This is a genomic window from Bradyrhizobium sp. SRS-191 (assembly GCF_024586915.1).
In the GTDB taxonomy this organism is placed as follows: Bacteria; Pseudomonadota; Alphaproteobacteria; order Rhizobiales; family Xanthobacteraceae; genus Bradyrhizobium.
The window spans coordinates 303,595-329,753 of sequence record NZ_JANBVS010000001.1; the positions used below are offsets into that span (position 1 = coordinate 303,595).

23 protein-coding genes are annotated in these 26,159 nt (G+C 66.1%); 12 read left to right on the forward strand and 11 right to left on the reverse strand.

Annotated features, from left to right (window positions below; all coding sequences use genetic code 11):
• Window positions 1–54: 54 nt before the first annotated feature.
• A complete protein-coding gene (locus NLR35_RS01605) occupies window positions 55–1,515 on the reverse strand; it encodes a GH1 family beta-glucosidase (protein ID WP_257164814.1) in 1,461 nt (486 codons plus the stop codon).
• Window positions 1,516–1,709: 194 nt separating this feature from the next.
• Here NLR35_RS01605 and nthA point away from each other — a divergent pair, with 194 nt between their 5' ends.
• The 4 genes from nthA (at window position 1,710) to NLR35_RS01625 (ending at window position 4,414) form a co-directional block, all read left to right on the forward strand.
• A complete protein-coding gene (nthA, locus tag NLR35_RS01610; RefSeq protein WP_257164815.1) occupies window positions 1,710–2,360 on the forward strand; it encodes a nitrile hydratase subunit alpha in 651 nt (216 codons plus the stop codon).
• Complete coding sequence (gene nthB, locus NLR35_RS01615; RefSeq protein WP_257164816.1) at window positions 2,360–3,019, forward strand: nitrile hydratase subunit beta; 660 nt, start codon at window positions 2,360–2,362, stop codon at window positions 3,017–3,019. The genes nthA and nthB overlap by 1 nt, the downstream gene beginning before the upstream one ends.
• Window positions 3,016–3,405 carry a nitrile hydratase accessory protein gene (locus NLR35_RS01620; RefSeq protein ID WP_257164817.1) on the forward strand — a complete coding sequence of 130 codons (390 nt, stop codon included), beginning with the start codon at window positions 3,016–3,018 and terminating at the stop codon, window positions 3,403–3,405. The genes nthB and NLR35_RS01620 overlap by 4 nt, the downstream gene beginning before the upstream one ends.
• 169 nt (window positions 3,406–3,574) lie before the next feature.
• On the forward strand, window positions 3,575–4,414 hold the full coding sequence (locus NLR35_RS01625; protein ID WP_257164818.1) for a hypothetical protein: 840 nt from the start codon (window positions 3,575–3,577) through the stop codon (window positions 4,412–4,414).
• A 54-nt stretch (window positions 4,415–4,468) separates the two neighbouring features.
• On the opposite strand, the gene queC is transcribed toward NLR35_RS01625, so the two are convergent.
• Window positions 4,469–5,185, reverse strand: a complete 717-nt coding sequence (queC, locus tag NLR35_RS01630) for a 7-cyano-7-deazaguanine synthase QueC (protein ID WP_257164819.1) — start codon at window positions 5,183–5,185, stop codon at window positions 4,469–4,471.
• 133 nt (window positions 5,186–5,318) lie between these two features.
• Here queC and mazG point away from each other — a divergent pair, with 133 nt between their 5' ends.
• Window positions 5,319–6,137 carry a nucleoside triphosphate pyrophosphohydrolase gene (gene mazG / locus NLR35_RS01635; protein ID WP_257164820.1) on the forward strand — a complete coding sequence of 273 codons (819 nt, stop codon included), beginning with the start codon at window positions 5,319–5,321 and terminating at the stop codon, window positions 6,135–6,137.
• A gap of 21 nt (window positions 6,138–6,158) precedes the next feature.
• Here the strand turns inward: mazG and NLR35_RS01640 are convergent, their stop codons facing one another.
• Window positions 6,159–7,061: a LysR family transcriptional regulator gene (locus NLR35_RS01640; RefSeq protein WP_257164821.1), complete on the reverse strand. Its 903-nt coding sequence runs from the start codon at window positions 7,059–7,061 to the stop codon at window positions 6,159–6,161.
• A gap of 125 nt (window positions 7,062–7,186) precedes the next feature.
• Between NLR35_RS01640 and NLR35_RS01645 the strand changes: the two genes are divergently transcribed.
• From NLR35_RS01645 to NLR35_RS01655, 3 genes are read left to right on the forward strand one after another with little or no spacing between them, the layout of a single operon-like run.
• Window positions 7,187–8,560: an MFS transporter gene (locus tag NLR35_RS01645; RefSeq protein ID WP_257164822.1), complete on the forward strand. Its 1,374-nt coding sequence runs from the start codon at window positions 7,187–7,189 to the stop codon at window positions 8,558–8,560.
• 22 nt (window positions 8,561–8,582) lie between these two features.
• Window positions 8,583–10,268 (forward strand): FAD-dependent oxidoreductase, encoded by a 1,686-nt coding sequence (locus NLR35_RS01650; protein ID WP_257164823.1) that lies wholly within the window; start codon window positions 8,583–8,585, stop codon window positions 10,266–10,268.
• Between the two features lie 16 nt (window positions 10,269–10,284).
• Window positions 10,285–12,018 carry a thiamine pyrophosphate-requiring protein gene (locus NLR35_RS01655; RefSeq protein WP_306577223.1) on the forward strand — a complete coding sequence of 578 codons (1,734 nt, stop codon included), beginning with the start codon at window positions 10,285–10,287 and terminating at the stop codon, window positions 12,016–12,018.
• A 7-nt stretch (window positions 12,019–12,025) separates the two neighbouring features.
• Here the strand turns inward: NLR35_RS01655 and hflX are convergent, their stop codons facing one another.
• From hflX to NLR35_RS01685, 6 genes are all read right to left on the reverse strand, one after another.
• Window positions 12,026–13,405 (reverse strand): GTPase HflX, encoded by a 1,380-nt coding sequence (gene hflX / locus NLR35_RS01660; protein WP_257164824.1) that lies wholly within the window; start codon window positions 13,403–13,405, stop codon window positions 12,026–12,028.
• A gap of 11 nt (window positions 13,406–13,416) precedes the next feature.
• Window positions 13,417–13,665 carry an RNA chaperone Hfq gene (gene hfq, locus NLR35_RS01665; protein WP_006613906.1) on the reverse strand — a complete coding sequence of 83 codons (249 nt, stop codon included), beginning with the start codon at window positions 13,663–13,665 and terminating at the stop codon, window positions 13,417–13,419.
• Window positions 13,666–13,936: 271 nt separating this feature from the next.
• Window positions 13,937–15,307, reverse strand: a complete 1,371-nt coding sequence (locus tag NLR35_RS01670) for a sigma-54 dependent transcriptional regulator (protein ID WP_257164825.1) — start codon at window positions 15,305–15,307, stop codon at window positions 13,937–13,939.
• A 17-nt stretch (window positions 15,308–15,324) separates the two neighbouring features.
• Entirely contained in the window at window positions 15,325–17,667 is a 2,343-nt protein-coding gene (locus NLR35_RS01675) for a PAS domain-containing sensor histidine kinase (protein WP_257164826.1), read from the reverse strand.
• Between the two features lie 200 nt (window positions 17,668–17,867).
• Window positions 17,868–18,587 carry an IclR family transcriptional regulator gene (locus NLR35_RS01680; protein ID WP_257164827.1) on the reverse strand — a complete coding sequence of 240 codons (720 nt, stop codon included), beginning with the start codon at window positions 18,585–18,587 and terminating at the stop codon, window positions 17,868–17,870.
• A 93-nt stretch (window positions 18,588–18,680) separates the two neighbouring features.
• Window positions 18,681–19,361, reverse strand: a complete 681-nt coding sequence (locus tag NLR35_RS01685) for an RraA family protein (protein ID WP_257164828.1) — start codon at window positions 19,359–19,361, stop codon at window positions 18,681–18,683.
• 233 nt (window positions 19,362–19,594) lie between these two features.
• Between NLR35_RS01685 and NLR35_RS01690 the strand changes: the two genes are divergently transcribed.
• The 4 genes from NLR35_RS01690 to NLR35_RS01705 are packed head-to-tail and all read left to right on the forward strand — an operon-like array spanning window position 19,595 to window position 23,804.
• Window positions 19,595–20,575 (forward strand): hydroxyacid dehydrogenase, encoded by a 981-nt coding sequence (locus NLR35_RS01690; RefSeq protein WP_257164829.1) that lies wholly within the window; start codon window positions 19,595–19,597, stop codon window positions 20,573–20,575.
• 31 nt (window positions 20,576–20,606) lie between these two features.
• The gene (locus NLR35_RS01695; RefSeq protein ID WP_257164830.1) at window positions 20,607–21,944 is read left to right on the forward strand and encodes an MFS transporter; all 1,338 of its coding nucleotides are present in this window, start codon (window positions 20,607–20,609) and stop codon (window positions 21,942–21,944) included.
• A gap of 1 nt (window position 21,945) precedes the next feature.
• Window positions 21,946–22,887 carry an amidohydrolase gene (locus NLR35_RS01700; RefSeq protein WP_257164831.1) on the forward strand — a complete coding sequence of 314 codons (942 nt, stop codon included), beginning with the start codon at window positions 21,946–21,948 and terminating at the stop codon, window positions 22,885–22,887.
• Window positions 22,884–23,804: an SMP-30/gluconolactonase/LRE family protein gene (locus tag NLR35_RS01705; RefSeq protein WP_257164832.1), complete on the forward strand. Its 921-nt coding sequence runs from the start codon at window positions 22,884–22,886 to the stop codon at window positions 23,802–23,804. The genes NLR35_RS01700 and NLR35_RS01705 overlap by 4 nt, the downstream gene beginning before the upstream one ends.
• 10 nt (window positions 23,805–23,814) lie before the next feature.
• On the opposite strand, the gene NLR35_RS01710 is transcribed toward NLR35_RS01705, so the two are convergent.
• The gene (locus NLR35_RS01710) at window positions 23,815–24,744 is read right to left on the reverse strand and encodes an amidohydrolase (RefSeq protein WP_257164833.1); all 930 of its coding nucleotides are present in this window, start codon (window positions 24,742–24,744) and stop codon (window positions 23,815–23,817) included.
• Window positions 24,741–26,060 (reverse strand): MFS transporter, encoded by a 1,320-nt coding sequence (locus NLR35_RS01715; RefSeq protein WP_257164834.1) that lies wholly within the window; start codon window positions 26,058–26,060, stop codon window positions 24,741–24,743. Before NLR35_RS01715 ends, NLR35_RS01710 begins: the two co-directional genes overlap by 4 nt.
• Window positions 26,061–26,159: the final 99 nt, after the last annotated feature.

The following is a 26,159-nucleotide window of genomic DNA, read 5'->3' on the forward strand; positions in this document are numbered from 1 at the left end:
CTGCGCAATTTCAGCGCGAAAACGAGGCGAGGTCATCGCGCTCCGGTGGCGCGCTCAGGCGCTGACGGCGTTGCGCGTGATCACGTGGCGATAATAGGAGGCGCTCAGCTTCGGCGTGCGCACCTGGGTGTCGAAGTCGACATGGTAGACGCCGAAGCGCTGCTTGTAGCCGAACACCCACTCGAAATTGTCGAGCAGGCTCCACAGGAAGTAGCCCTTCACGGGCACGCCTTCCGACGTCGCGCGCTGCAGCTGCGCCAGATAGTTGCGCAGATACATCACGCGGTCGAGGTCATGGACCTTGCCGTCCGCCGTCAGCTTGTCGTCCGACGAAGTGCCGTTCTCGGTGATGTAGATGGTCTTCAGACTCCAGATCTTGGCGGCGAGCTTCGGCACCCAATAGGCGGTCTCCGGCCCGACCAGCAGCCACGGCGAGCTCATATGCGGGAACGAGGCCGGCATCGGCAGCACGTCGAATCCCGGCGCGCGGTCTGACGCCACGACATAGGCCTGCGGGGCATAGATGTTGAGGCCGACGAAATCGACCGGCGCCGCGATCGTCTTCAGTTCGTCCGCGGTGAAGATCGGCGCATCCTTGCCGGACCAGGCCAGGAAGCCCTCGGTGTAGCGGCCCTCGAGGATGACGTTGAGGAAGCCGGCATTCATCTCGCGCGTCGCGATCTCGGCGGCGCGGATGTTCTCCGCGGTGTCGATCGCCGGCAGGCACGCCGTGATGTTCTCGGCCATGCCGACACGGGTGCCGGCCCGCCCCTGGGCGCGGATCGCCTGCACGGCGAGGCCATGCGCAAGGGCCACGTGATGGCGGGCCTGGTTGACCTCCTGCGGCGGCAGCTTCAGCCCGGGCGCGTCCATGCCGAGGCCATAGCCGAACGGGATGAACCGCCCGCATTCGTTGATGGTGAAGATGGTCTTCACCCGGTCGCTGAGATGCTGCGCCACGTAACCCGCATAGTGCGCGAACGCCTTTGCGGTTTCCGCCGAGCGCCAGCCCCCGATGCGGTCCTGCAGCGCCTGCGGCAGGTCCCAGTGATAGAGCGTCGCATAGGGCGCGATGCCGTTGGCGAGCAGCTCGTCGACGAGGCGATTGTAGAAGTCCAGTCCCTTCGGATTGGGCGTCAGCCCGCCATCGGGAAACAGCCGCGGCCAGGCGATCGAGAAGCGATAGGCGCGGCAGCCGAGCTCCTTGATCAGCCGCACGTCCTCCTTGTAGCGATTGTAGTGATCGCAGGCGACGTCGCCGGTGCTGGCGTCCTCGATGTTGCCCTGAATGCGCGTGAACACGTCCCAGATCGACGGCCCGCGGCCATCGGCGGTGGCGCCGCCCTCGATCTGGTAGGACGAGGTGGCCGTGCCCCAGACGAAATCGGCTGGGAAACGGCGATCGACATCGTCCCTCACGGCGGCCTCCTCCGCTTGCGCCGGCACATTGGCCGCCCCGAGGGCAGCCAGTCCGGCCAGCTTCGCAAGATCACGGCGGGAGACGTCGTTCGGCATTGATGAACCTCAAACCTCTGGTCTTTTCACCCCCAGCCCGGCGGGTCGACCCCATCAGGAACCACATCTTGGCGCCAATTTGAACCTTTGGAGCCCGCCGAAATGAAGTTACAGTTTCAGCGTGCCCTCAGAAGATGCTTCCACTGCGCAGTGCATCGCTCGACAGCGCAGCGGGATACCCGTATTTTCGCGCCATGACCGATCACGAACACCATCACGACCATCATCACGATCACTCGGAATTGTCCGAGACGGATCTCCGCGTCCGGGCGCTGGAAAGCATCCTCATCGAGAAGGGCTACCTCGATCCCGCCGCGCTCGATGTCCTGATCGAGACCTATGAAAGCAAGGTCGGCCCCCGCAACGGTGCGCGGGTGGTGGCGCGGGCCTGGACCGACCCGGCCTTCCGGGACCGGCTGCTCAAGGATGCCACGCCGGCGATCGGCGAGCTCGGCTATGCCGGGCGCCAGGGCGAACACATCGTCACCGTCGAGAATACGCCGGAGCTGCACAACATGGTCGTTTGCACGCTGTGCTCCTGCTATCCGTGGCCGGTGCTCGGCCTGCCGCCGGTCTGGTACAAATCGGCGCCCTATCGCGCCAAGGCGGTGAAGGACCCGCGCGGCGTGCTCCGTGATTTCGGCTTCGAGCTGCCGGCGACGACCAAGATCAGGGTCTGGGATTCGACCGCGGAGGTCCGTTATTTCGTGCTGCCGATGCGCCCCGAAGGCACCGAGGGCTGGAGCGAGGACGAGCTCGCCGAACTCGTCACCCGCGACAGCATGATCGGCACCGGCCTGCCGAAGCGGCCCGATCAGGTGCAGCGCTCCGAGGGGACATCCTGATGGACGGCGCGCACGACATGGGCGGTGTCGCCGGCTTCGGCCCGGTCCGCCCCGAACCGAACGAGCCGGTGTTTCACGCCGAGTGGGAGCGCCGCGCGCTTGCGATCACGCTGGCGATGGCCCTGCCCGGCGGCTGGAACATCGACACGTCGCGCTTCGCGCGCGAGAATCGGCCTGCCGATGATTACCTCGGCATGAGCTACTACCAGATCTGGCTTGCAGGTCTCGAGCGCCTGATGCAGGACCGCCATCTGGTCGAGGCGGATGAGCTCGCCGCCGGCAAGGTGCTGCATCCGGCGAAACCAGTCGCGAAGATCCTCACCGCCGATGAGGTGCCCGCGGTGCTGCGCCGGGGCGGTCCGACCGAACGTCCTGCAAGCCAGCCTGCGCTGTTCGCCGTCGGCGACCGCGTGCGCGCCAAGGACATCCATCCGCCGACGCATATCCGTCTGCCGCGCTATGTGCGCGGCCATGTCGGGCGCATCGAGGCTGTCAGGGGCGTGCATGTCTTCCCGGACAGCAACGCGCATGGCCATGGCGAGGACCCGCAATGGCTCTACACGGTGTCGTTCAACGGCACCGAGCTGTGGGCCGATGCGCCCGATCCGCTGCTGGAAGTGACGGTCGACGCCTTCGAGCCGTATCTGGAGCGCGCATGATGTCGGCGGATCGTGACGCTGCGCTGGAGGCGACACGCGCCCTCCCCGGCATTCCCGTCGACGCCGACGGGCCGGTGTTTCGCGAACCCTGGGAGGCGCACGCCTTCGCAATGGCGGTGACGCTGCACGCGCGCGGCCTGTTCAGCTGGCCGGAATGGGCCGCGGCGCTCGCCGAGGAGATTTCCCACGCCCAAGCTGCGGGAGATGCCGACTGCGGCGACACCTATTACCGGCATTGGCTCGCGACCTTGGAGCGACTGGTGGCCGAGAAGGGCGTCACCAATTCCGCCACCCTCGCCCGCTACCGTGAGGCCTGGGACCACGCCGCCGACCGCACCCCGCATGGCAAGCCGATCGAGCTGCGGCCGGAGGACTTCGCCGGCTGAGCCCGTCATCGTTAAGCGTGCGTGACCAGCTTGCGCGGCATTTGACCGTCTCGGCTTAACGGCCGGGTATGCATGATGCGAAGAGCCGTATTCCCGCGAAATTGAACGTTCATCAGTCCATCCGTAGCGTCCCGCGCATCTTCTTTGATGGAGTTGAGGGGACGTCGAAATGCCTGCGTCAGAGTCTTTCGCTGCGATCGTCGACACGCTCGCCAGCGTGCGTCAGGACTACCACGAGAAGCTCAAATCGATCCCGCAATACGAGGCCTTCCTGCTGATCGAAAGCTCGACCGAGAAGGCGGCTGGCGCCCTGCACGGCACCCCCGCGTCATCGTCGTCGATCGCGACCGACGTGATCGACTCGCTGCAATATGCGCGCACCCGATTCGAGCAGCACATGGCCTCGATCCCGGAGTACCGCGTGCTCGTGGCGATCGACAAGGTGATCAAGGAAATCTCGCAGCACCTCGGCCTCGCCGCCAGCGACGACGCGGCGCCGGCGCCGAGCACGCCTGCGGCATCCGATCAGCCCGCGCCTGAGGCTACCGTCGCATCCGACGAAGCGAACGAGACCGCGTCCGTCACGGAGGCCGTCGCCGAGCCCGAGGTTGCGCAGGAGAGCGGCGACGGCGAAGCGGTCGAGGTCGCCGACGAGCCTGCCGCCGCCGAAGCTGCGGACGCAGCTGCGGACGCCGAGGCCAACGCAGAGGTGGAGGCTGACGCAGACGCAGAGGTTGCCGCGGAAGCAGAGGCGCCGACACTGCGCGTGGTCGAAGCCAAGTCGCCGTCGATCGTGCCCGCCGATCACGCCGAGGATGACGACATCGTCGTGCTCAATGCGCCGGCCTGGGAGAAGAGCGGCAAGGACGCCAAGGACGATATCACCGCACGTCTCGCCGCCCAGGCAGCCTCCGCTGCCGCCAACGAAGCCGCGGACCAGCATGACGACGCCGACGCCGATCTCGTGATCGTCAGCAGGCGCGAGCCGTCCGACCACGAGGCCGCCTGACCTCGTCACGCGATCATCGACGATCCGAGCGGGGCCGTACGGCCCCGCTTTTTTTTAGGACGATCCGCCGACGGCGATGTACTCGCGCCAGCCTCGCGCGCGCAGCTCGCAGGCGGGACATTGACCGCAGCCATAGCCCCATTCGTGCCGTGCGCCGCGCTCGCCGAGATAACAGGTGTGCGACTGGTCGCGGATGAGATCGACCAGGCCGCGGCCGCCGAGATCGTAGGCAAGCTGCCAGGTCGATGCCTTCGACAGCCACATCAGCGGCGTGTGCAGCTCGAACGGCTGGGCCATGCCGAGGCTCAACGCGTTCTGCAGCGCCTTGATGGTCTCGTCGCGGCAATCCGGATAGCCGGAATAGTCGGTCTCGCACATGCCGCCGACGATGTGACGGATGCCGCGCCGATAGGCCAAGGCGGCGGCGAAGGTGAGAAAGACGAGGTTGCGGCCCGGCACGAAGGTGTTGGGCAGTCCGTCGGCGCCCATCTCGATGGCGACGTCGCGCGTCAGCGCGGTCTCGGAGATCGAGGCCAATGTCGGGATGTCCAGCGTGTGGCTGTCGCCGAGCTTGTCCGCCCACTCGGGGCGCAACTGCGCGAGGCCGTCCACCAGTCGGGCGCGGCAATCCAGCTCGACCGCATGACGCTGCCCGTAGGCGAAACCGATCGTCTCGACGCGCGCGAAGCGGTCGAGGGCCCAGGCCAGGCAGGTCGTGGAATCCTGCCCGCCGGAGAACAGCACCAGGGCCGTTGCATCCTGCTCAATCATGGGCTCCGCTTAGCACCATCACCCGGTCCGGCCAACCCGTCGGAGGCGACCGCGTTCCGGCCGTTTTTGCTGGGACGCGGTCGCCCCTTGAGGCATACAAGGCGCGATCCGAGGACGCTGCCAGGACCTGCCCATGACCCCTTCCCGCGACATCTCCCGCCTCATCGAGATCATGGCCGCGCTGCGCACGCCCGTGACCGGCTGCCCGTGGGACGTCGAGCAGACCTTCCAGACCATCGCGCCCTACACGATCGAGGAAGCCTATGAGGTCGCGGATGCGATCACGCGCGAGGATCTCGACGATCTGCGCGAGGAGCTCGGCGATCTCCTGCTGCAGGTGATCTACCATGCCCGCATCGCCGAGGAGCAAGGCGCGTTCGCCTTCGGCGACGTTGTCGAGGGCATCACGAAGAAGATGATCCGCCGCCATCCGCATGTCTTCCCGGACAAGGACGGCAATGTCACCCAGCCCACCAAGGGCACCTGGGACCGGATCAAGGCCGAGGAGAAGGCCGAGCGCGCGGCGCGCCGGCCGCCCGAGGAGCAACCGAGCAATTCGTCGCTGCTGTCGGGCGTCAAGGCTGGACAGCCCGCGCTGGTGCGCGCGATGGAGTTGCAGAAGAAGGCGGCGACGGTCGGCTTCGACTGGAACGATCCGCGCGCGGTGCTTCAGAAGATCCGCGAGGAGGCTGACGAGATCGAGGTCGCGCTCGACAACAAGGATGCGACCGAGTTCTCCGCAGAGACCGGCGACCTGCTGTTCGCGCTGGTCAACCTCGCCCGTCACGCCGAAGTCGACCCGGAGACGGCCCTGCGCGGCACCAACGCCAAGTTCGAGCGCCGCTTCGCCCATATCGAGCGCGCCCTCGCCGCCAAGGGCCGCACGCTTGAAGAAGCTTCGCTCGATGAGATGGACGAGCTTTGGAACGAGGCCAAGACGCTGGAGAAGTAGTCTCCCTCCCCGACGCCGAGATCAGCCGGCTTTGGTGGACAGCGTCCGCTTGGCAATCTCCACGAAGCGTTGCGCTGCCGGCGACAAGCCGAAGTCGGCGCGGCTCAGCAGCGAGACATGCCGGGAGATCGTCGGCTGCGAGAGCGGGATCGCGGCGAGCATCGGGAATTGGGTCTTCGGCAGCATGTGTGCGGGCAGGATGCTCAGCCCTGCGCCTTCGGCAGTGAGGGCCAGCGCCGTGGTGATCAACGACACTTCCCAGGCCGGCTTCAGCGCGCGCCCGGTCTCGGCCAGCGCGTCGTCGATCTGGCCGCGAATGCGCGTGCCGCGACGCATCGTGATCAGGTCGGAGCTCATGATGCTGTCCCAGGTCAGCCGGCGGTGTTTTTCGAACCGGCCGTCTCTGACGCCGATGGCTGACAGCGGGCTCTGCATCAGCGGCTCGACCCGCACTTCCGGCACGCCCTCGTCCTCGACACTGCCCAGGCCGAACTCGGCCTGCCCGGCCATCACGATCGCAAAGAGCTCGTCCGGCGCGACGTCGCGCAGATCGATGCTCACCTCGGGATGCCGCGAGCGGAACGTCGCGAACACCCGGGGAAGCAGCGCCGAGGCGACGCCTGCCGACACTGCGATCGAGATGCGGCCGGTCTTGATCTCGGCGAGGTCGCGCATCCGCTGCGACAGCCCCTGCGCGCCGGCCAGGATACGCTCGGCGGCCGTGATCGCCTCGCGGCAGGCCGCGGTCGGGTGCAGCGCCCGCGTGGTTCGGTCGAACAGCTTGAGCTGAAAATTCTCCTCGATCTGCCGGATCAGCAGGCTGATCGCCGACTGCGTGACGCGCAGCTCCGCGGCCGCCTTGGTGATGCTGCCGAGCCGATACACCAGGACCAGGGCCTCCAATTGCCGCAGGGTCGGGGGCATAAGCTTTCCTCATGAATGAATGAGAATTTTGTGGCTAATCGAAAGAGTTTGAACATGCAACATATTTGCAAACAGCCGGCGCCACCGAGGACGTCAGGTAACAACAAGGTCACGGGGAGGGACAATTGTCGCAAGCGATCAATCTCACACGCTACGTCGACGAACGGCCGCTATCTAAATTCCAGATCAGGGTGATCTGCCTGTGCGCGCTGGTCGTCGGGCTCGACGGCTTCGATGCCCAGGCGCTCGGCTTCGTCGCGCCCGCGCTCAGCAAGGACCTGCACCTGGCGCCGGGAGCCTTGGGCCCCGTCTTCGGCGCGTCGCTGTTCGGCGTGATGGTCGGCTCGCTCGTGTTCGGCGCCCTCGCCGACTATCTCGGTCGCAAATGGCTGGTCGTCGCCGGCGTCTTGGTATTCGCGCTGGGATCGCTGGCGACGAGCCAGGCCACGAGCGTCTCCGACCTCGTCATGCTCCGCTTCGTCACCGGCATCGGACTCGGGGGCGTCCTGCCCAACACCATCGCACTGACCGGCGAGTATGCGCCGCAGCGTCGCCGGACGCTGTTGATCATGCTGATGTTCATGACGGTGTCGCTGGGCTCGGCGATCGGAGGAGCGGTCGCAGCCAAGCTCATCACCGCCTATGGCTGGCAGATCATCTTCATTGTCGGCGGCCTGCTGCCGCTGATCCTCTGCCCGGTCCTGATCCTGTGGCTACCGGAGTCGCTGTCGCTGCTGGCGCTGGACTCAGCCAAGAACGACCGGGTGCGCACGCTGCTGATGCGCATCGATCCCTCCGCGCGGCTTCCAGCCGATGCGCAGTTCACGATTGTCGAGGAGAAGGGCAAGGGCTTCCTGCTGCCGCAGCTTTTTACCAACCGGCGCCTGATTCCGACCCTGCTGCTGTGGGTCATGTTCTTCATGAACATGATGGACATCTACTTTCTCAACAGCTGGCTGCCGACGCTCACGCATGGTGTCGGGCTCGACGTCCAGGCCGCGATCGCCGTGGGCGTGGCGTTCCAACTCGGCGGCATGCTCGGCACGATCGGGCTTGGCCTGCTGATCGAGCGGTTCGGCTTCGACCGGGTCTTGTTCGTCACCTATGTCGCCGGCTTCCTGTCGATCATCACCATCGGCATTGCCGGCGCCTCGTTGCCGGTCCTCGTGCCGGCGGTCTTCATTGCCGGCGTCGCCGTGATCGGCGGCCAGATCGGCTGCAACGCCTATGCGGCGCGGATCTACCCGACCTACATCCGCGGCACCGGCATCGGCTGGGCGCTGGGCATCGGCCGCTTCGGCTCGATCCTCGGCGTCACCATCGGTGGACTGATGCTGGCGGCCAAATGGGACGTCGCCTCGCTGTTCCAGGCCAGCGCGGTGCCGCAACTGTTCTCGGCGCTGGTGATCCTGGGACTGGCCATCCTCAGCATGCGCGGCAGCCTTCCGACCGCCGACGACACCCAACGCAATCCGCTCTCGGCCGCCGAGCGCGCGTAGCATTCAAGCAAGAGACACTGACATGAAGACGTTACAGACCCAGGTCCTCATCGTGGGCGCTGGCCCGGTCGGACTGACCGCCGCCATGGATCTCGCCTCGCGGGGCATCGATGTGGTGGTCGCGGAGATCCGGCGCGCCGGCGAGCCGCCCAACGTGAAATGCAACCACGTCTCGGCGCGCTCGATGGAGGTGTTCCGCCGGCTCGGGATCGTCCGCGAGGTACGTGAGGGCGGCCTTCCCGCCGATTTCCCGAACGACTGCGCCTATCGGACGGCCGTCGTCGGCCGTGAGCTGACGCGCATCCCGATCCCGTCTCGCCAGGATCGCTATACGGCCACTGGCGGACCTGACACCGACTGGCCAACGCCCGAGCCGCCGCATCGCATCAACCAGATCTATCTCGAGCCCATCCTGTTCGCCTGCGCGGAGGCGCAGCCCCGCATCACCATCCTCAACCGCGTTCAGCTCGATCGGTTCGAGCAGGACGACAACGGCGTGGTCGCCCAGGCCCGCGATCTCGATTCCGAGCAGGACATCACGATCTCGGCCGACTATCTGATCGGCTGCGACGGTGGCCGCTCCACCGTGCGACGGCTGATCGGCTCGCGCCTTGGCGGGACCGACGTCGTGCAGCGTGTGCAGTCGACCTACATCCACGCGCCCGCGCTGAAGGAGCTCATTACCCAGAAGCCGGCCTGGATGACCATGTCCCTCAATCCGCGCCGCTGCGGCACCACCGTGTCGATCGACGGTCGCGACAACTGGCTGATCCACAACCACCTCGCGGCCGAGGAGGTCGAGTTCGACAGCGTCGATCGCGATTGGGCGCTGCGTACCATCCTCGGCGTCGACGACCGCTTTCACTACGAGATCATCAGCAAGGAGGATTGGATCGGACGCCGGCTGGTCGCCGATCGCTTCCGCGATCGCCGCGCCTTCATCTGCGGTGATGCCGCGCATCTGTGGATTCCCTATGCGGGCTACGGCATGAATGCCGGGATCGCCGATGCGGTCGACCTGTGCTGGATGCTCGCCGGCGTCATCCAGAAATGGGCCGCCCCTGCCCTGCTCGACGCCTATGAAGCGGAACGCCAGCCGATCACCGAGCAGGTGTCGCATTTCGCGATGAACCACGCGCTCGCCGTGATGAGCCAGCGGCGCTCGGTCCCTCCCGAGGTGGAAATGGATGGGCCCGCCGGCGATGCCGCGCGCAGCAAGGTCGGACAGGCCGCCTATGATCTCAACGTGCAGCAATATTGCTGCGCCGGCTTGAACTTCGGCTACTACTACGATCAGTCCCCCGCCATCTCCTACGATGGCGAGACCCCGCCGCCTTACGGGATGGGCCACTTCACCGCGTCCACGGTGCCCGGCGCGCGCGCCCCGCACGTCTGGCTGACGGATGGACGATCGCTGCTGGATGCGCTCGGTCCCGCCTACACGCTGGTCCGGTTCGATCCCTCCCTCGATGCGACCTCGATGGTGAAGACCGCAGCCGACCAGGGCGTTCCGCTGGCGCTCGTGGACGTCGACCGCGCCAAGGCCGGCTATGCATTCTCTGAAAGCCTGCTGCTGCTCCGGCCGGACTCACATATCGCCTGGCGCGGCATGACCGCACCGCGCGAGCCCGGAGAGCTGTTCCAGCGCCTGCGGGGAATCGCAACCCAGACCGAGGCGGTGCGCCGTGACGATGCCGTCCACGCCTGATCCACATCCGCGCGCCATGGCCAGCCATACCACCGCGCATTACTTCCTCGAGGCGCTCGTCGACCTCGGCATCGACTACATCTTTGCCAATCTCGGTACGGATCATGTCTCGCTGATCGAGGAAATCGCGCGCTGGGACAGTGAGGGCCGGCCCCATCCGCAGGTGATCCTGTGTCCTCACGAGGTGGTCGCGGTCCACATGGCGATGGGGTATGCGGCCCTGACCGGCCGCGGTCAGGCCGTGTTCGTCCACGTCGATGCGGGCACGGCCAACGCCTGCATGGCCATCCAGAATGCGTTTCGCTACCGGCTGCCGTTGCTGCTGGTCGCGGGACGCGCGCCATTCGCTGTGCATGGCGAGTTGCCGGGAGGACGCGACACCTACGTCCACTTCGTGCAGGACAGCTTCGACCAGGCCAGCATCATCAGGCCCTACGTCAAATGGGACTACACACTGCCGTCGGGCGTGGTGATCAAGGAGGCGCTGGCGCGCGCGGCAGCGTTCATGCACAGCGATCCGCCCGGCCCCGTCTACATGATGCTGCCGCGGGAGACCTTGGCGGAGAGCTGGGCCGGCGACGCCATGCCGACCTACTCGCCCGCGCGCTATGGCAGCGTCAAGGCGGGAGGAATCGAGCCGGAACGTGCGCAGGCGATCGCGGACGCGCTGATGAGCGCGGACAACCCGATTGCGCTGACCGCCTATCTCGGACGCAGTGCCGAGGCCGTCTCGGTGCTCGAGCGGCTGGCGCTGGTGTGCGGGATCCGCGTCGCCGAGTTCAACCCCGTCACCATGAACATCTGCCAGGACTCGCCCTGCTTCGCCGGCTCCGATCCTGCTGCGCTCGTTGCAGACGCCGACCTCGGGCTGCTGATCGACATCGACGTGCCATTCATTCCGCAGGCGCTGACATCGGCCGACCGATTGCGCTGGATCCAGATCGATGTCGACGCCCTCAAGGCGGATATCCCGATCTGGGGCTTTGCGACCGATCTGCGCATCCAGGGCGATTCAGCCGTGATCCTGCGTCAGGTGCTGGAGATCGTCATTGCCCGCGGCGACGACGCCTATCTGAGGAAGGTTCGCGACCGGATCGCGAGCTGGCAGCCGGCGCGCGAGGCGGCCCAGGCCAAGCGGATCGCCGCGGCCGCGCAGAAGGGCCGCCCCGGCGCGATCAACCCGGCCTATGCGTTCGCGCGGCTGCAGGCGCTGCTGTCCGAGGACGACATCGTGATCAACGAGGCGGTCCGCAACGCGCCCGTCCTGCAACAGCAGCTTCGTCGCACCAAGCCGATGACTTATGTGGGCCTGGCCGGCGGCGGTCTCGGCTTCAGCGGCGGCATGGCGCTCGGCCTCAAGCTCGCCAATCCCGCGACGCGAATCGTGCAAGTCATCGGTGACGGCGCCTACCACTTCGCCGCTCCGGATTCCGTCTACGCGGTCGCGCAGCAATATCGGCTGCCGATCTTCACGGTGATCCTCGACAACGCCGGGTGGCAGGCCGTGAAGGCGTCGGTCCAACGTGTCTATCCCGACGGCGCCGCACAGCAGAGCGACTCGTTCCTTTCGCGGCTCTCGACCGGGCGCCAGGACGAGCAGCGTCGTCTCGCCGACATCGCCTGCGCGTTCGGAGCTCACGGTGAACGGGTCGGAGATCCCGATGCGCTCGATGCGGCGATCGAACGTTGCCTCGCTGCGGTCGGCGCCGGCCGCACCGCAGTGCTGCACATCGACATCACGCCCCTGTAGCGGCAGCTCACGCCACCCGCGGGACACCGTGATAGCGCTCGACGACGATGTCGCGCTTGGTCGCGTCGACGCGCACGGTCATGTCGTAGTGGCCCTCGTGCAGCTCCTTGGCGAGCACCTCGGCATTGCGGTGCAGCCAGCTGATGCCGGCGCCATCGGCGGCGTCGATGGTGAGATCGAGCGTGGTGCGCGCGGCGGCGAGGCGGTCTTCGATCGCCTGCAGCAGCACGTCGACGCCCTCCCCGGTCTCGGCCGAGACCATCAGGCACGGGCGCTCCGGCGGCCGTCGCGCGGCGATGTTGGCGAGGTTCTCACGCGCGGCTTCGTCGAGCCGGTCGATCTTGTTCCAGACCTCGATGATGCTGTCGGTCGCTTCGGGATCGATCCCGAGCTGGCTGAGCACCAGCTCGACATCATGCTGCTGCGCCTCGGCATCCTCATGCGACATGTCGCGGACATGCAGGATGACATCCGCTTCCAGCACCTCCTCGAGCGTGGCGCGGAAGGCGGCGACCAGCTGCGTCGGCAGGTTGGAGATGAAGCCGACGGTGTCGGACAGCATCGCCTTGCCGCCATGCGGCAGGCCGATCGCGCGCAGAGTCGGATCGAGCGTGGCGAACAGCATGTCGGCCGCCTGCACATCGGCGCGTGTCAGGCGATTGAACAGCGTCGACTTGCCCGCATTGGTGTAGCCGACCAGCGCGACCACACGATACGGAACGCGCTGGCGTCCGGCGCGATGCAGCCGGCGCGTCGCCTGTACCTTCTTCAGCTCGTTCTCGAGCCGCGTGATGCGATCACCGATCAGCCGGCGGTCGGCCTCGATCTGCGTCTCGCCCGGGCCGCCCATGAAGCCGAAGCCGCCGCGCTGGCGTTCGAGATGGGTCCACGACCGCACCAGGCGGCTGCGTTGATAGTTGAGATGCGCGAGCTCGACCTGCAGCGCGCCCTCTTTGGTCTTCGCGCGACGGCCGAAGATCTCCAGGATGAGGCCGGTGCGATCGAGCACCTTGGTGTTCCAGGCCTTCTCCAGATTGCGCTGCTGGATCGGCGACAGCGCGCAATCCATCACGACGAGCTCAGCGCCCAGGCTCGCGATCACACCGGCAATCTCGTCGACCTTGCCCTTGCCGAGATAGGTCGCCGGACGGATCTGTCCGATGAGCGCGAGAATGGACTCCGCCACCGTGAGGTTGATGGCGCGCGCGAGCCCCGCGGCCTCGTCGATCCGCGCCTCGACATCACGCATGTCGGAATGGCTGGCCGCCGCACCGTCGTCGCCGCGGCGTGGCCGCAAGTACGGGCCGACCACGATGACTCGGCCCGTTGTCTTGACGTCATCGGGCCCCGAAAGGCCGATGGCCCCTTCGCGATCTCGGGGTTCCAATCAGGTTACTCTCACGCAGAGGCGTCCTCGCCGCCCTCGAACAGCTGGATCGGGGCGCCCGGCATGATGGTGGAGATCGCATGCTTGTAGACGAGCTGCGAGTGACCGTCGCGCCGGAGCAACAGGCAGAAATTGTCGAACCAAGTGACAATCCCCTGCAGTTTCACGCCGTTGACCAGGAAGATCGTGAGCGGTGTCTTGGTTTTGCGGACGTGGTTGAGAAAGGTGTCTTGTAGGTTTTGTGCGCGGTCTGCCGCCATTGTTGTTATCTCGCAGTCTTGTGCTTTTTCTTATTGGACCTGCGACGACCCGATTTGCCGGCCTCGGTGCCGCCGCGGTGACCCATGATCCATTGAGATCCCCCTCGAGGGATCACGGGACGCGTGATTAGAGGACAGGCGAGCATATTAGGCAAGCCGCTTGCGCCGAGCCTGGTTCCAAAACACCCGGATTCGCCCGTAAATATCCGGTGCCAGACGAATTTTCCAATGTAAATTCGTCCAGCCCGGCAAACTTTGCCTAGCGATGACCTCAGCCGACCCCGAGCGCCTTCAGCTTGCGATGCAGGGCCGAGCGTTCCATGCCGACGAACTCCGCGGTGCGCGAGATGTTGCCGGAGAAGCGGCTGATCTGGGCGATCAGATAATCGCGCTCGAACACTTCGCGTGCTTCGCGCAGTGGCAGCCCCATGATGTGCTCGCCATTGTTGCTGGTCGGCATCGCCGGCACCATCGAGCCGACGTCCGGCGGCAGCATGTCGGCGGTGATGATCACCTCTGGACCGCCGGCGGCGAGAATCATCACGCGCTCGACATTGTTGCGCAACTGCCGGACGTTGCCGGGCCAGACATGCGACTGCAGCACGGCCATCGCGTCCTGGCCGATCTGCCGCTTCGGCAGGCCGGTCGTGATCGAGATCTGGTCCATGAAATAGTCGATCAGCTCGGGAATGTCCTCGCGGCGCTCCGACAGCGGCGGCACGCGAATCGGAACCACCGACAGGCGGTGATAGAGATCCTCGCGGAAGCGGCCGCTGGCGATCTCCTCTTCCAGGTTCCGCGCCGTCGAGGAGATGATACGCACGTCAACGTGCACCTTGGTGGTGCCGCCGGCGCGCTGGAAGGTTTGATCGACCAGCACGCGCAGAATCTTGTTCTGGGTCTCGCGCGGCATGTCGGCGATCTCGTCGACGAACAGCGTGCCGCCATGCGCCTCTTCGAGCGCGCCGGTCTTGCGCGACTGCTCGCCATTGGACTGCTCGATGCCGAACAGCTCCTCCTCCATCCGCTCCGGCGTGATCGCGGCGGCGTTGATGACCACGAACGGTCCGTCCGCGCGCGGCGACTGCGTATGCAGCGTGCGGGCGGCTAGCTCCTTGCCCGAGCCCGGAGGTCCGACGATCAGGATGCGGCTGTTGGCCTTCGCGGCGCGCTCGATGGTCTGGCGCAGCTGGTTCATCGACGGCGAACGGCCGGTCATGGCGCTGGCGGTCGGCGCCAGCTGCTTGAGCTCGCGCACCTCGCGCTTCAGCCGCGAATTCTCCAGCGCGCGCGTCGCGACGAGAATCAGCCGGTCCGACTTGAACGGCTTCTCGATGAAGTCGTAGGCGCCGCGCTTGATGGCCGCGACCGCGGTTTCGATGTTGCCGTGACCGGAGATCATCACGACCGGCAGGTCCGGGTGATCCTTCTTGATCTGTTCGAGCAACTGCAGGCCGTCGAGCTTGGAGCCCTGCAGCCAGATGTCGAGGAACACCAGATTCGGTCGGCGGCCTGCGATCTCGGCGAGCGCCGAATCGCTGTCGCGAGCCGTTCGAGTCGTGAAGCCTTCGTCGTCCAGGATGCCGGCGACCAGCTCCCGGATATCGGCTTCGTCGTCGACAATCAGAATATCACTCGCCATGGGTCACGCCTGTCTCGTCAGCTGCCGGTTGCAGCTTGGATTTTTGGTTGATCGTTGGTCGCTTGAACCGTGCTCGGGGTTTCCCCGCCCGGCTCTGTCATCTGCGGATTGCTGGAGGCGGCTGCCTGCTCCTTCGTTCCTGGTTGTGCGGCCTGGCCGGACACCGCGAAACGCAGCCGCATCCACGCGCCGCGCTGGCCGGGACGGAAATCGGAGGCGTCCTTCAGCTCCAGTTTGCCGCCGTGGTCCTCGAGCACACGGCCGACGATCGCAAGGCCAAGGCCTGTGCCCTTGGCGCGCGTCGTGACATAGGGCTCGAGCAGCCGCTGCCGCGCCACCTTCGGCAGGCCGATGCCGTTGTCGATCACGTCGATCAGCACGTCATCGCCCTCGCGCGACGCGACGACGTCGATGCGGCCCTTGCCGAGCTCCTCCTCCGGCACCACCTCGATCGCCTCGGTGGCGTTCTTGATGATGTTGGTCAGGGCCTGCGAGATCAGCCGGCGGTCGAACTGCGCGCGCAACGGATCCTGCTTGATGTCGGTCTCGATATCGATCTCGGGATGCGCGACCTTCATCAGGAACACGGCCTGGCGTACTGCGTCGGCAACGTCCTCGCCTTCCATCACCGGCTTCGGCATGCGGGCAAAGCGCGAGAACTCATCGACCATTCGCCTGATGTCGTCGACCTGCCGCACGATTGTATCGGTACATTGCTCAAATACGGCCTTGTCCTCGGTGATGACCTTGCCGAATTTGCGGCGAATCCGCTCTGCGGAAAGCTGAATCGGCGTCAGCGGATTCTTGATCTCGTGCGCGATGCGCCGGGCGACGTCGCCCCATGCAGAGGTCCGCTGCGCCGAGACGAGCTCAGTGATGTCGTCGAGCGTGATGATGTAGCTGTCGCGTGCCTGGTTGGTCTGCTCGGCGGTGACGCGCACCGACAGATTGCGCTCGTGGCCGTCGCGCTGGATCGTGATCTGTCCCTGCACCAGGCGCTGCTTGCCCTCGCGCGCCGTCTTCATCATGTCGTCGAGCTCGGGCAGCACCTCGGACAGCGGGTGATCGAGCACCTCCTGCTCGGCGTGGCCGATCAGCTTCTCGGCCGAACGGTTGAGAATGCCGACGCTGCCCGACGCGTCGACGCCGATGATGCCGGCCGAGGCCGACGACAGCACCGCCTCGATGAAGCGGCGACGGCTGTCGATCAGATCGCTGGCGCTGACCAGCTCGTCGCGCTGGGTGCGCAGCTCCTGCGTCATCTTGTTGAAGGTCTGGCCGAGCTGGGCGAGATCGCCCTCGGAGCGATGCACCGGGACCTGGACATTGAGATCGCCGGTCGCCACCGTATGCGCGGCGTTCATCAGCTGGCGGATCGGCGACACCAGCCAGTTGGCGAAGTTCAGGCCGATCAGCACCGAGGCCATCAGGATGGTCAGCGCGATCACCGCGAACATCAGCGCGAAGGCGACCTGGATGCCGAGGCGGCGCGACTCGACCACGGCATATTCGGCGACCGAGGTCTCGGTCTGCTTGAGCTGCGCGATCACGCGTGGATCGAGCAACCGGGCCACGTAGAGGAAGGTGTCGTTGAACGCCCGCAGGCGGATCACGGCGGCGACGTAGTTGGCGTCCGGGAACACCGCGATCTGCGGCTCGGTCTCGTTGACGTTGCTGAGGAAGTCGGCCGGCGGCGTCTGGAAGGTCTGCTGGATCCCGGTCTCGGCCGTCTCCAGGACGGTACGGTCCTTGTCGATCAGCATCGCGCCCGGCAGATTGCGCGAGGCCGCGCTGGCGGTGAGCAGCTCGCGGAAGGTGCCGCGGTCCTGATCATAGAGCGGCCGCGCATGGGCGATGTCGTTCGCCATGCCTAAGATGTCACCGCGGATCAGCTGCGCATGCTCATAGGTGTAGGCGCGCGCCACCGTCAGCGAGTTCTGGATCGCCTCTTTCGCAGGTCCGGAAAACAGCCGGTCAAGCCCGCGGTCGATGGTGACGTTGGCGACCAGCGACACCAGCACCGCCGGCAGCACCGCGATCACCGAGAACAGGCTGACGATCTGGACGTGCAGCCGCGCCGCCGCCCGGCCGCGCCGCCGGGCCTGGACCATCTGCCAGACCTCGCGGATGATGATCCCGACCAGGATCAGGATCGTGCCGGCATCGATCAGCAGGAAGGTGCTGACGACCTCGGGCGTCGGCTCGATCGGGCTCAGGCCGACCAGCACGATGAAGGTGAGGAAGGCCGACAGCAGCGCGAGCCCGACCGCCACCGGCGCCAGCCAGGTGCGCCAAGTCCAGCGCCGGCCGTCTGCGGGCGTCGAATCGAATGGGGTGGCCGAGGTGTCTGCGCTGGTCATTCCGGCAAATTGGGTGATGTGAACGCGGCACGTCCGAGTGAATCAGACTGATGCATTCCTACCACGCTGTTGCCAAATTGCGACAAATCCACGGCGCGGAAGCGCGTCGCGGGTTTGTCTACAATATTTCTCATCTGCGGCGCTTTCCGGATGGAGGTACCCTGAAACCATTTCCCCCGGCCGGCCGGGCCGACTTGCCTCTATCCGCCGCATGCCGTGGTCAAATCGATCCCGGCCGTCTTCAGCAGCGGACGGATCTCCCCGGCATGCTCCGCGGTCAACCGGGTCACCGGGCCGGACAAAGCGAGGGCGCCCAGCAAAGCACCGCCCGGTCCGAATACGGGAGTCGCAAGCGCCGCCGAATGCGGATCGGTGACGCCGCTTGTGAAGATCGGCACCTCGATCTCCGCCGCGGTGCGACCACGGTCGAAATGTCGAAGCACCTGGGCAATGGCCGACTTGTCCATCGGGCGTAGATCGCCGGGCTGGACATGCATCCGGATCTGGTTCGCGCTTTCGACCCGGAACAGGCACAGGCGCTGATCGCCTCGGCGCGTGTAGAACGAAGCGGTTTCGCCGGTCGAGCGCGCGAGCTTCTCCAGCACCGGAGTGACGTGATCGGCGAGGCCGAAGGCGTGCTGGTAGCAGGCCGCAAGCCGCATCACCTCGGCATCGAGGCGGTAGCCGCCATCGTCGACCCGCCTGATCAAACCGAAGCTCTCCAACGACAGCGCCATGCGCATCACCGTCGTCTTGATCAGCCCGGTGCGCCTGGTCAACTCGGCGAGACTCACTTCGCCGTCGCCGCGTTGAAACGCCGTCAAGACGCTCAACGCGCGGTCGACGGCAGAGACGCCCTTCAGACCCGATGACGTCTCGGCCTTTGCGGTCTTCCTGCGGGTGCTCGATTTCTTCGCCACGTCCTGATTCCCGATCCCGGCCGCCAATCGGGCGGCCGTTTCGGGAGGGTATACACATCCCCGCGGCGAAGTTCACGCCGTCCAGCCTGCGGCTCAGTCCATATATTCGACGCCGCGCTTCTTGAGCTCCTCATCGACCCAGGAGCGGTCGTTGCGGCCGGCCGCGATGGCCGCCAGCTGCGCGGTCTCGGCGTCGTGCTTCTTCTTCGCCGCGGCGAAGACGGATTCGGCGTCCGCGAACGGGACGCAGACGAGGCCATCGTCGTCGCCGAGCACGAGGTCGCCCGGATGGATCACCATGCCGTCGATCGCGATCGCCACATTGATCTCGCCGGGACCGTCCTTGTAGGGGCCGCGATGGGTCACGCCGGCGGCGAAGATCGGAAACTTGCCGGCGCGGATCGCTGCGGCATCGCGAACGGAGCCGTTGATGACGACACCGCCAAGGCCGCGACGCTCGGCATGCGCGATCATCATCTCGCCGATCAATGCGTTGGAGAGATCGCCGTCGGCATCGACGACGACGATGTCGCCCGGCTCGGCCATGTCTAGCGCCTTGTGCAGCATCAGATTGTCGCCGGGGCGTGATTTCACCGTGATCGCAGGCCCCGCGAGCACGCCGCCGCCGTGCATCGGCCGCAGCCGGGGACCTGCTGCAGTCATGCGGGACATGCTGTCGCTCACATTGGCGACGGGAAGCGTCCGGTACCGCTCGACGAGGTCCTTGGAAACTCTCTGCTTCGGATTCGGATAGATGCGGAAACCGACGGTCATGGCGTGCTCCTCGTTGCGATCGTCCCTGCGGCTCTGCCGATCGGCGGTTGACAAAATGAGCCGTCGCGGCGATACCTACAAAAAATGCAACGCCGTTTCAATTTCAAAATTCGGCGCGGGAAACGGCCAGCATCTCGTCAAGGAGCGGCCTGCGGCGACCATGCCGCGGTTCGGCTGAGCCGCCATCGCAGGCCGGTCACGAGGCGTTGCCGGCAGCGAGCAAAGGCAGCGACATGCGGTACAAGCTTCTCATCACCGGCCCGGCCCTCACTCCGGAAGCAGCTGCCATTGCCGCGCGGCGAGGTGCTGCGCTGGTCGACAACCCGCAATATGGGAGCCCCCGGGAGTTGGCGGAGATTGCAGCGCGCGAGCAGCCCGACGGCATCATCGTGCGGCAGGGCAAAATCGACGATCAGGTGATCGGCGCCTCGCCGAAGCTCAAGGCGATCGCCAAGCACGGGGTCGGCTATGACAACATCGATGTCGACGCCGCCGACCGCCGTGGCATCCCCGTGTTCGTTGCGCGCGGCGCCAATTCACAATCCGTGGCGGAGCTCGCTTTCGCGCTGATGTTCGCTGTGGCGCGCGAGATCCCGCATCTCGATGCCCGGATCAAGACCGGACACTGGGACAAGGCGACGACCAAGGGAGCCCAATTGCTCGGCCGCAGCCTGGGCGTGATCGGCTTCGGCGAGATCGGCCGCATCCTGGTCGGCCTGGTTCAGCCGCTGCACATGCAGGTGCGCATCTTCGACCCCTATATGCCTGATGACACCACGATCGCAGGCGCCGAGCGCGTCGGCAGCCTCGACGAGATCCTGACGGCCAGCGACGTGATCAGCCTGCATTGCCCGTTGACGCCGCAGACACGCAACATGATCGGCCGCGACCAGCTCACCCGCATGCGCCGCAACGCCATCCTGATCAACACCGCGCGCGGCGGGCTGATCGACGAGACCGCCCTGTTCGAGGCGCTGCGCGACGGCGTCATCGCCGGCGCCGGCCTGGATTCGTTTGCGGAGGAGCCGGCGAAGCCAGATCTTCCGCTGCTGACCCTGCCCAACGTCGTGGTGACGCCGCACGCCGGCGCCAGCACGCAGGAGGCCAGGGACGCAATGGGCGTGATCGCGGTCAACCACGTCATGGACGTTCTGGAAGGCAAGACCTTCGACCGGCGGGCAATCGTCAACAAAAAACAGCTCAGCGTCGCCTGAGCTACATCAACAAATCATTTGGGAGGACAACATGGCTGAAGCTGCGGCAGCGCCGAGCGCGCTGGAACGGACGACCATGCGCCGGGTTTCGTGGCGCATCATGCCGTTCATCATGATCTGCTATCTGTTCGCGATCCTCGATCGCGGCAATGTCGGCATGGCGTCGCTGCAGATGGTGCATGACCTGGGCATGTCGAAGGCGGTGTTCGGCTTCGGCGCCAGTCTGTTCTTCTTCTCCTACTTCCTGATGGAAGTGCCCAGCAATCTGGCCCTGCAGCGCTTCGGCGCGCGGCGCTGGATCGCGCGGATCATGATCACCTGGGGGATCATCTCGGCCGGCATGGCGTTCGTGCAGGGCCAGAATTCGTTCTACGTGATGCGCTTCCTGCTCGGCGCCGCCGAGGCCGGCTTCTTTCCCGGCGTGCTGCTCTATCTGACCTACTGGCTGCCGGCGAACTATCGCGGCCGCCTGATCGCGCTGTTCGGGATCTCGATCCCGGCCGCGAGCTTCATCGGCTCGCCGCTTGGCGGCCTGCTGCTCGGTTTCGACGGCATGCTCGGCTTGCGCGGCTGGCAATGGCTGTTCATCGTCGAAGGCGTCCCCACCGTGTTGCTCGGCCTGGTCTGCCTGGCCATTCTCACCGACCGACCCGAGGACGCACGCTGGCTGCGTGACGACGAGCGGACCTGGCTGTGCAACGAGCTCAACCGCGAGAAGGCGGGCCGTCCGTCGGCCGCTGCCAAGACCGGCTGGGGCTCGTTCCTGAGTCTCCTGCGCAACCCCGTCGTGTGGGCCATGGCCCTCGCCTGCTCCGGCGCCTCGGCCGCCGGCTCGGTGCTCGGCGTCTGGCAGCCGCAGTTCCTCAAATCGTTCGGCCTGACCAACCTGGAGACCGGCCTGATCAACTCAATCCCCTATGGCGTGGCCTGCGTGTTGATGGTGCTGTGGGGCCGTCACTCCGACAAAACCAGGGAGCGCCGCTGGCACACGGCGTTGACGCTGCTGCTGATCGCGTTCGGCTTCCTCGGTGTCTTCGTGATCCATTCGCTGATCGGGACGGTGGTGCTGCTGAGCCTGGTCCTGGTCGGCGCCTACGCCTTCAAGGGCCCGTTCTGGGCGTTGTCCTCGGGCTGGCTCGGCGCGGGATCGGTGGCGGCGGGACTGGCGATGATCAATGCGGTATCGAACCTGATCGGCGGCGGCCTGATGGTGAACATCTATGGCAGCGTGCTGGACGCGACCGGCAACTACGGATTGGCGCTGCTGCCGATCGCGATCGTGACCATGATCGGCGCCGGGCTGGTGCTTTTCATCAGCCGGCCGCGTAGCGCCGACACCGCGATCCTGGCTGCCGCGAAGGAGGCGTGACATGGGCAAGTCCTCTCACGTCACCCGGCGCGGCCTGCTGCTCGGTGCCGCGGCACTTGCCGCCCTGCCGTGCTCGGGACGGAGCCAATCCACCGACACCGTGCACTGGTCGGCGGGAACGGCGCCGCCCGCCAGGAAAGCTCCACCGCGCGCGACCGACTGCCACTTCCACACGTATGATGCCAGCTATCCGACGGCGCCGGGCGCGGCGCTGACGCCGCCCGACGCTTCGCCTGAGGACTACAAGGCGCTGCAACGGAGGATCGGCACCACGCGCGGCGTGCTTGTCACGCCGTCGACCTACGGCACCGACAACAGCCTGCAACTGGCGTCGATGAAGGCGCTGGGTGCTGAGAATTTCCGGATGGTGGCTGTCGTCGCCGAAGATGTCGGCGATGCCGAACTGAAGCGGTTCGATGCGCTCGGCGCCCGCGGCGTGCGCTTCAACCTGCCCTTCCCCGGTCCACTCTCGGTGGCTTCGCTCGAAAAGCTTTCGCCACGGCTGGCGGCGCTCGGCTGGCATTGCGAGATCAACATGCGGCCGCAACAGCTCGAGGCGGCTCAGGATCTGCTGCTGCGTCTGCCGTCCCGGATCGTGATCGATCATCTCGGCGCACTGCCGGCCGACGGCCTCAACAGCAATTCCTACACAATCATTCGCAAGCTGCTCGACAAGGGCAACACCTGGATCAAGCTGTCGGGTGCCTATCTCAGCAGCCGGTCGCCCTATGCGGAGAGCGCAGGGATCACGGCAGCCTATGTCCGCGCGGCTCCCGAGCGCATGGTGTGGGGCAGCGATTGGCCGCACCCGACCCGCAAGGCCGACGACAAGCCCGATGATGCCGAGCTGTTCGACCTGATGGCCAATGCGATGCCGGATCAGGCCACATTGCAGCGGGTCCTGGTCGACTCGCCTGCCGAACTCTATGGATTCTCGGCATGAGCTGGTTTGCGCCGCCCCGCCGCATCGACACGCAAGTTTTCACCAGGCTGCCGGATCATTTCCGCAAGGCCCGGCGCAGCGCCTGGGCTGATGCCAACCAGGGCGGCCGGGCGATCGACAGCTTTCTCGAGGGCCCCTCCTTCGACCGCCAAGGCCGGCTCTACGTCACCGACATTCCGTTCGGCCGCGTTTTTTGCATCGATCCCGACGGCGCATGGACTGTCGTCACCGAGTATGACGGCTGGCCCAACGGCCTCAAGATCCATGCCGACGGCCGCATCTTCATCACCGACTACAAGCGCGGCCTGATGCTGCTCGATCCCGGCAGCGGCCAGGTCACGCCGTTCCTGGAGACGGCGGCGAGCGAGAGCTTCAAGGGTGTCAACGATCTGGTGTTCGGACGCTCCGGCACGCTGTATTTCACCGACCAGGGCCAGACCGGCATGCACGATCCGACCGGCCGGGTCTGGCGGCTCGGCACCGACGGACGCCTGATCTGCCTCGTCAACACGATCCCGAGTCCGAACGGCATCGTGGTCGATGAGGACGAAACCTTCCTGCTGGTCGCGGTGACCCGCGCCAACCAGGTCTGGCGCATCCCATTGCCCGCGAGCGGCATCACGACGAAAGTCGGCGTGTTCGTGAATCTGCATGGCGGGCCCGGCGGCCCCGACGGTCTGGCGCTGGATCGCGACGGCAATCTCCTGATCTGTCACACCGGCTTCGGCTCGGTGTGGCGGGTGTCGCCTGTGGCCGAGCCGCTCGACCGCATCGTCTCATGCGCTGGCGTCGGCACGACCAATCTGGCCTTCGGTGGCCCCGACAATCGCAGCCTGTTCATCACCGAGAGCCGGACCGGCTCGATTCTTCGCGCCGATCTCGAAACGCCGGGATTGCCGATGTATTCGCACGCCTGACGCCGTCGCGTCAGGTAAAGCCGAATAGCTTCGCCGGATTGCCGACCAGGATCTTCTCGCGGACCTCAGTATCCGGCGCCCAACTGGACAACAGGTCGAACAGCAGCGCATCGTCCGGTTTGTCTTTCTCGGTCGGATGTGGCCAGTCGCTGCCCCAGATCACCCGGTCCGGCGCCGCCTGCACGCAGGCCCGCGCGACCGCGCTCGTGTCGGCGTAGTCAGGCGGACCGAGCTTGGTGTCGGCATACGGCTCGGACAGCTTGATCCAGCCATGGCCCTTGTCGGCGAGCCGGAGCATCGCCTGCGCACCGGGATGAGCAAGTCCAATGGGCTGCGGAATGCGTCCGAGATGGTCGAACACGACCGGCACCGGCAATGCCGCGAGTACGGCCTCGTGCTGCGCGATCTGGTCGCCGGACATCAGCACCTGGACATGCCAGCCGAGCGGCGCGATGCGTTTGGCCGTCTGTTCCAGCCGCTCTGACGTCGTGACGCCCCAGGATTGAGGCGTCAGGAAGTTGACGCGGACTCCGCGCACGCCGCGCTGATCCATGCGCTTCAACGCGGCATCATCGATGCTCTCGTCGATGACGACGATGCCGCGCGCCTCGGCGCCGAACTGGTCGAGCGCGTCGAGCAGGCACCTGTTGTCAACGCCGTAGGTCGAGGGCTGGACGATGACGTGCCTGACGACGCCAAGCCGTTTCTGCAGCAGACGATAGTCGGCAACCGTTGCGCCATCCGGCCGTCCGCCGCGCCAGTGCGGCGAGACCGGGAAGCGCGCATCGTAGATGTGATGATGGCTGTCGCAGGCATTGGCCGGCGCTTTCAGCTTCGGCGACTCCGAGCCGGCCGAGTTCGGCACGCTGTCCGCGGCTGCAGGCCTTGGGCCCATCAAAGCGACGGCGCCGGCCGCCAACAGATGACGACGGGTGATCATGCGGCCTCCTTTGCTTTGACAGTGTCGCGAGCGGGGTCGCCGAGCGCGGCCATCACGACGGTGCCGACTAGCAGGATCGCGGACAAGACATAGAGCGGCGTCGAGAAGCTCTTCGTCGTCTCCCTGAGATAGCCGATCATGTACGGGCCGACGAAGCCGCCGAGATTGCCGATCGACACGATCAAAGCGAGCCCGGCCGCCGCGGCGCGTCCGGTCAGGAAGCCGGACGGGATCGCCCAATAGGTCGCCTGGAACGACAGGATGCCGACCACGGTCACCGTCAGCGCCAGCATCGCCGGCAGCGGTGACGCGAAGCTCGCGCTCACCGACAGCGCCACACCTGCAATCGCCAGCGCGCCGCAGACGAACCACAGCCGATGCCTGGCTCGGTTGGCGAGCCGGGCCCAGAGCAGCATGCAGACCGCGCCCAGCGCGTAGGGCGCTGCGGAGATGAAGCCGACGGCAACGTAGCTCACGCCGAAGCCGCGCACGATCTGCGGCAGCCACAGGCCGACGCCGAGCGAGCCGCAGATGCCGCAGAAATTGACCAGCGCCAGCACGAAGACCTTTGGATTGGCGAAGGCATCGCGCAGCGTGTTGCCGTGGCGGGCGGACAAGGTCGCCTGCTCCGCCGTCAGTTGCGCATCGAGCGCGCGGCGCTCATCCGCTTCCAGCCATTTGGCATCGCCCGGACGGTCCGACAACACGAACAGGCAAGTGACGCCGAGCAGCACGGCCGGCAGGCCCTCGATGATCAGCAGCCACTGCCATCCCGCGAGGCCGCCGAAGCCGTCCATCGTCAGCAGCGCGCCCGAGATCGGCGAGCCGATCATGTTGGCGACGGGAATGCCCACCAGGAACGCGGCCGTGGCGCGGCCGCGCCAGACACCGGGAAACCAGTAGGTGAAGTAGAGATATACACCCGGCGTGAAGCCGGCTTCGGCCATGCCGAGCAGCAGGCGCATCGCCGAGAAGCTCACAGGCCCTGTCACGAGGCAGGTGAGCGTCGACAGCAAGCCCCAGGTGATCATGATCCGCGCGATCCACAGCCGCGCACCGACGCGCTGCATCATCAGATTGCTGGGGATCTCGCACAGGAAATAGCCGAGGAAGAACAGCCCGGCACCCCAGCCGAACTGCGACGGCGTGAGGCCGAGATCGCGGTTCATCTGCAGGCCGGCGAAGCCGACATTGATGCGGTCGAGATAGCTGACGACATAGCAGACGAAGATGAACGGGATGATGCGTCGCATCACCTTGCGCATCGTCGGCGTGATGTCGAATGCCGGCGCCGCGCGCGCAGCCTCGCTCTCCATTCCGTTCCTCCATAGTGCCTTGTTGGGCCATTTGCGGCCGAGCTTGGCGGCACCATAGGAGGCAGAATAATAAAATGCAACGATGTTTCATTTTACTGA

Excerpts from the sequence above, each read along its gene's own strand:
- NLR35_RS01605 (WP_257164814.1), bottom strand. The coding sequence starts at position 1,515 with ATGCCGAACGACGTCTCCCGCCGTGATCTTGCGAAGCTGGCCGGACTG.
- nthA (WP_257164815.1), top strand. The coding sequence starts at position 1,710 with ATGACCGATCACGAACACCATCACGACCATCATCACGATCACTCGGAA.
- nthB (WP_257164816.1), top strand. The coding sequence starts at position 2,360 with ATGGACGGCGCGCACGACATGGGCGGTGTCGCCGGCTTCGGCCCGGTC.
- NLR35_RS01620 (WP_257164817.1), top strand. The coding sequence starts at position 3,016 with ATGATGTCGGCGGATCGTGACGCTGCGCTGGAGGCGACACGCGCCCTC.
- NLR35_RS01625 (WP_257164818.1), top strand. The coding sequence starts at position 3,575 with ATGCCTGCGTCAGAGTCTTTCGCTGCGATCGTCGACACGCTCGCCAGC.
- queC (WP_257164819.1), bottom strand. The coding sequence starts at position 5,185 with ATGATTGAGCAGGATGCAACGGCCCTGGTGCTGTTCTCCGGCGGGCAG.
- mazG (WP_257164820.1), top strand. The coding sequence starts at position 5,319 with ATGACCCCTTCCCGCGACATCTCCCGCCTCATCGAGATCATGGCCGCG.
- NLR35_RS01640 (WP_257164821.1), bottom strand. The coding sequence starts at position 7,061 with ATGCCCCCGACCCTGCGGCAATTGGAGGCCCTGGTCCTGGTGTATCGG.
- NLR35_RS01650 (WP_257164823.1), top strand. The coding sequence starts at position 8,583 with ATGAAGACGTTACAGACCCAGGTCCTCATCGTGGGCGCTGGCCCGGTC.
- NLR35_RS01655 (WP_306577223.1), top strand. The coding sequence starts at position 10,285 with ATGGCCAGCCATACCACCGCGCATTACTTCCTCGAGGCGCTCGTCGAC.
- hfq (WP_006613906.1), bottom strand. The coding sequence starts at position 13,665 with ATGGCGGCAGACCGCGCACAAAACCTACAAGACACCTTTCTCAACCAC.
- NLR35_RS01670 (WP_257164825.1), bottom strand. The coding sequence starts at position 15,307 with ATGGCGAGTGATATTCTGATTGTCGACGACGAAGCCGATATCCGGGAG.
- NLR35_RS01675 (WP_257164826.1), bottom strand. The coding sequence starts at position 17,667 with ATGACCAGCGCAGACACCTCGGCCACCCCATTCGATTCGACGCCCGCA.
- NLR35_RS01685 (WP_257164828.1), bottom strand. The coding sequence starts at position 19,361 with ATGACCGTCGGTTTCCGCATCTATCCGAATCCGAAGCAGAGAGTTTCC.
- NLR35_RS01690 (WP_257164829.1), top strand. The coding sequence starts at position 19,595 with ATGCGGTACAAGCTTCTCATCACCGGCCCGGCCCTCACTCCGGAAGCA.
- NLR35_RS01695 (WP_257164830.1), top strand. The coding sequence starts at position 20,607 with ATGGCTGAAGCTGCGGCAGCGCCGAGCGCGCTGGAACGGACGACCATG.
- NLR35_RS01700 (WP_257164831.1), top strand. The coding sequence starts at position 21,946 with ATGGGCAAGTCCTCTCACGTCACCCGGCGCGGCCTGCTGCTCGGTGCC.
- NLR35_RS01705 (WP_257164832.1), top strand. The coding sequence starts at position 22,884 with ATGAGCTGGTTTGCGCCGCCCCGCCGCATCGACACGCAAGTTTTCACC.
- NLR35_RS01710 (WP_257164833.1), bottom strand. The coding sequence starts at position 24,744 with ATGATCACCCGTCGTCATCTGTTGGCGGCCGGCGCCGTCGCTTTGATG.
- NLR35_RS01715 (WP_257164834.1), bottom strand. The coding sequence starts at position 26,060 with ATGGAGAGCGAGGCTGCGCGCGCGGCGCCGGCATTCGACATCACGCCG.